General features: G+C 60.2%; 1 protein-coding gene. It reads right to left on the bottom strand.

Translation table 11 applies throughout. The features are described 5' to 3' along the window. The coding region (gene ydiJ / locus B3520_RS09105) for a D-2-hydroxyglutarate dehydrogenase YdiJ (RefSeq protein WP_286875893.1) at positions 1-2,837 on the bottom strand (2,837 nt) is incomplete at its 3' end. Positions 2,838-3,166 lie beyond the last annotated feature (329 nt).

Below are 3,166 nucleotides of genomic sequence, written 5' to 3'. Positions count from 1 at the left end.
CCCGTGTCGATTACCGTCAGTGTCTGCCCCAAGGCACCGAACACTGCCTGCCAATCCTTGATCGATCCGGCCGCGTTGGTTTTTTCCGTGCAGTGGGCCAACAGGGAATAATCCCCCGGCTGCAACAAATCCGCGCGCGTTTCGAGCTGCGCTTTCTGCTCTGCCAGCCACTCCTGCAACAGGGCCACCTCAGGCGCCTCTTTGCCCAACACCTTCTGGTACTCGCTGCGATAAGCGAGGGTCATGGACGGCTCCAGTCCCACCAGAGGAATACCACTGCGGGCGAGATCGTTCAGGTGCTCGGCGTTTTTCACCGCCGCCTTGGCGAAGGGGCCGAGGAAACCGTGGACGTGGAGTGGTTTGCCGTTGGGTTTGAAAGGAGCCACCAGCGGCGTGAAGCCCAGCTTGGTCAGCAGGTCGAGGCTGTCCAATACCAACTGGGTTTCAAAATAGCTGGTGAAGGCGTCCTGCACCAGAATTACCGCTTTATCCCGCTGCTCTTGAGTGAGCGCCGCAATATTCTGGGCGCTGGCGTAACGGATTTTGCGTGTCTGCAGTTCGTTGTCCAGGGAGACGCCGGTAAGCAGCGGGCTGTCCACCATGCCGGCCACTTTGGCCATGAGGGCCTGCATAAACCGGGGCTTCATCAGGCCGTTGTACAGCCAGGGCACTTTGGACAAGGTGGGCACCATAAATTCCAGCCCGCCGATAAAATAATCTTTCAATGGGCGCAGGTAGCGACCGTAATACAGCTCCAGAAACTTGCTGCGGAAGCTGGGTACGTCCACCTTGATGGGGCACTGACCGGTGCAGGACTTACAGGCCAGACAGCCCATCATGGACTCGTGGACTTCGTGGGAAAAGTCGTATTCGCCGCGCTTTTTGCCAATGGTGTTTTTGATGCGCGTCGGCAGGTTCAACAGGAACGACTGCTGGCGCGTCGCTTCGGATTCCTCGATCGCGTTCACGTCCCGCTCGCTCAACTGCTTGAGCCACTCGCGCACCAATGAGGCCCGACCTTTGGGGGTGTGGGTGCGCAGGCGCGTGCCTTTCCAGGAGGGGCACATGGCGTCGTTGGGGTTCCAGTTGTGGCACTGACCATTGCCGTTGCAGTGCATGCCCTCGCTGTAACCTTCCCAGACCTGCACCGGAATTTTCCGGTCCTGCTGACCGCGGGTGGTGACGCCGTCAATTTTGAGCAGTTCCAACTCCGGCGCGGGCGTGGCAATTTTGCCCGGATTCAACTGATTGCGCGGATCGAAGGCGGCTTTCAGTCGTTGCAACTGCGGGTAGAGTTCGCCGAAAAATTCCGGCGCGTATTCGGCGCGCACGCCCTTGCCGTGTTCGCCCCAGAGCAGGCCTTTGTATTTTTTGACCAGCTCAACCACTTGGTCGGTGATCGGGCGGATCAGGGCTTCCTGTTCCGGATCTTTCATGTCGATGGCGGGGCGCACGTGGAGTACTCCCGCGTCCACATGGCCGAACATGCCGTAGGTCATGCCTCGCTCATCCAGTACCTGACGGAACTCCATGATGAAGTCGGCCAGGTTTTCCGGCGGCACAGCGGTATCTTCCACGAAGGGAATGGGACGGGCTTCACCTTCGGCATTGCCCAACAGGCCCACGGATTTTTTGCGCATGGCCCAGATTTTTGCGACCGACGCCGAACCCCATGCGAGGCTGTAACCCAAGCGGCCTTTACTGACATCGGTGTCGGCATCCAGTTGATCGGTCAGCGCTTTGACCGCGGCTTCCAGTTCTTCCTCGCTGTCGGCGGTGTACTCCACCAGGTTGATGCCCTGAATCGGCTCGCCGCTCTCCGCTGGCGGAAAGAACTCGGACACGCTGTGCCAGACGATGTCGTTCATCGCCAGATTGAGCACCTTCGAGTCCACGGTTTCGATGGCGGTGGGTTCGGCTTTCATCAGCTCGGTGGCATCGCGCAGCGCCGCGTTAAAGTCCCGGTAGTTAACATTCACCAACGCGGAGACCTTGGGGATGGGCAGCAGGTTGAGCTTGGCCTCGGCGATAAAGCCCAGGGTGCCTTCGCTGCCGCACAGCACGCTGTTCAGATCAAAGCGACCTTCGGGTGTGCGCACATGGGCAAAATCGTAGCCGGTCAGGCAGCGATTGAGCTTGGGAAATTTGGCGTCGATCAGCTCGGCGTGGTCGGTGTGAATCTGATTGAGTGCCTTGTGTACCTCGCCCACGCGATCCTCGCGCTGGCTGACCTCGGTCAGCTCGGCGTCGTCCATGGGGCGGGAGGTCCAGTCGCTGCCGTCGAGCAATACGGTGCGCAGCTCCAGCACGTGGTCCCGGGTTTTGCCGTAGCGGCAGGAGCCCTGGCCGGAGGCGTCGGTGTTGATCATGCCGCCGATGGTGGCCCGGTTGCTGGTGGACAGATCCGGGGCGAAGAACAGTCCGTGGGGCTTGAGGGCCGCGTTCAACTGGTCTTTCACCACGCCGCATTGGACCCGCGCCCAGCGCTCCTCGACGTTGATTTCGAGGATCTGGTTCATGTATTTGGAGGTGTCCACCACCAGTCCGTCGGTGAGGGACTGGCCATTGGTGCCGGTGCCGCCGCCGCGGGGGCTCAAGACGATGTCCTGATAATCGGGCTGGTCGCTGAGCCGGGCCAGGATCACCAGGTCGTCCACGTTTTTGGGGTAGATGACGCCCTGGGGCAGGACCTGGTAGATGGAGTTGTCGGTCGCCAGCACGGTGCGGTTGGCGTAGTCCGGGTTCAGATCGCCCTGAAAGTCGGATTGGCGCAGGGCCTCAATAAACGCGAGGTAGCGGCTCTGGACGGGGGAGGTGTGGCGTATGCTCGGTATCATCTGGGTCGTTACAGCTCTCGACAGTGGGTGCAATATTCTACGGGTTTGGGGTGGGTTTCTCCAATGTGTGTCTCCTATTACAGGCGCTTCGCATGTGATGCTCCGGCTGGGTATACCGGTGTGAGACACGCCGTAAATACATCCATGTAGGCTCGTCACCCGCCGTCCAGGCGGGTGACGGTCTCGTGAGGGTATACCCAGCCTCCGCAGTGCCAACTTCTCGTTCAGGGAAATAGCACCTAACGGTTAAATTGCCGGCGAACGCCCGAGGTTGTTTGTGATGCTGAGGGCCGTGAAGGGGATCTTCTTTCAAGACCGTGGAGCGGGGG

The organism is Marinimicrobium sp. UBA4509 (assembly GCF_002388575.1).
GTDB classification, from domain to species: Bacteria; Pseudomonadota; Gammaproteobacteria; order Pseudomonadales; family Cellvibrionaceae; genus Marinimicrobium; species Marinimicrobium koreense.
This window is presented reverse-complemented; position numbering and strand designations above follow the sequence as displayed.